This window comes from Pedobacter sp. 01N416 (assembly GCF_056399685.1).
Map to the genome: position 1 here is coordinate 1 of NZ_JBFTRT010000851.1, position 1,411 is coordinate 1,411.

General features: G+C 38.8%; 2 protein-coding genes. Both read left to right on the forward strand.

Annotated features, from left to right (window positions below):
• Positions 1-217: 217 nt before the first annotated feature.
• Positions 218-490 (forward strand): hypothetical protein, encoded by a 273-nt coding sequence (locus tag AC1DND_RS27835; protein WP_477586089.1) that lies wholly within the window; start codon positions 218-220, stop codon positions 488-490.
• Positions 491-572: 82 nt separating this feature from the next.
• On the forward strand, positions 573-1,411 hold an 839-nt coding region (locus AC1DND_RS27840; protein WP_477586091.1), incomplete at its 3' end, for an MBL fold metallo-hydrolase.

The following is a 1,411-nucleotide window of genomic DNA, read 5'->3' on the forward strand; positions in this document are numbered from 1 at the left end:
TAATTGGTCCGATTTCTATATCAAAAGGTTCTTGCATATCGAATATTTTTCTTCAAAGATAAAAAATCTTTTTGTTGAGCTTAAGTTGGGCTGAATATATAAGACATTGTTATCTTTATGCTATAATTTTAACGATGAATATGAGTTTTTCTAAAGCAGATAACAAAGTTGCCAGAAAGTTATTCGAGATAGCTTTACAACGGGAACTAAAAAAGAAATGCAGGTATTCTCCGAAATTTTAGACCAATGGAAAACACAACAGCCTGAAGATAATAGAGACGATTATTATAAAATTTTTACCACTGTAACAGATTTCGACAAACACATCGCCAGAAGATATGACGGGCTTAGAAATTCATGGTTTTTAGATACTGTAATTGCTATGCTTGTAGATAAAATCATTACAACAGCTGATTTAGAAGATTTTTCGGAAGAGGCAAAAAGTGAAATATCGAAGGGACTCAAATTTAGGGAAGAAAATGGACTATAATTAAAAAATTACGCTTGATTGTTTAAAAATCCCATCATTTATATTACTTTACGGCTAAAGAACTTACGCGATAGATAAGAAGATGAAGTTAACGTTTTGGGGCGCAGCACAACAGGTAACAGGGAGTATGCACCTGCTAGAAGTTGGACATTATAAAATACTGATAGATTGTGGATTAGATTACGAGAAGGAAACCTACCAGGAAGAAAACCAGCAATTCCCTTTCGATCCGGCAAGTATAAACCTCGTTATTTTAACTCACGCCCATATCGATCACTCTGGTAATTTACCTACACTGGTTCGATTGGGTTTTGAAGGTCAGGTGCTCTGTACACCACCAACAGCCGATCTTACTTCGATACTATTATTCGATTCTGTAGAACTTTTCTTAAGGAAGGCCGGCCGAAAACCCAGAACTAAACGCGGCAATTTTAGCGGACCAAAACCTTTGTACCTGCACAAACATGTAATGGATACGATCGATCGTTTTGTAACCATTGCATTTAACAAGCCTTTCAAGATCAACGGCGATATTAGCCTAACCTTTGTGCCAGTTGGCCATTTGCTTGGCGCTGCTGCAGCTATTTTAACCATCAATGACGATGGCGTAGAGAAGAAAGTTGCTTTTACAGGCGATATTGGCAGAGAGAACTATCCGGTATTGGTTAACCCTGAACCGCTGCCAGAGGTTGATTACCTGGTAAGTGAAGCAACCTATGGCGGGAGGGTGCACACCAAAGACCAGACCTTAGAGGAAAGATTAGTTCAGGAAATTACCGAAGCCTGCATTAAAAGCCCTGGGCGATTGATTATTCCTGCATTTAGTATTGGCCGTACGCAATCGTTGGTATTTGCCTTAAACCAGATTTTCACCAAAAAACTATTGCCGCCCGTTCAGATTTTTGTAGATAGCCCCATGGC

Bases quoted from the DNA above. Each gene is read 5' to 3' on its own strand.
- AC1DND_RS27835 (WP_477586089.1), top strand. From the start codon at position 218: ATGCAGGTATTCTCCGAAATTTTAGACCAATGGAAAACACAACAGCCT.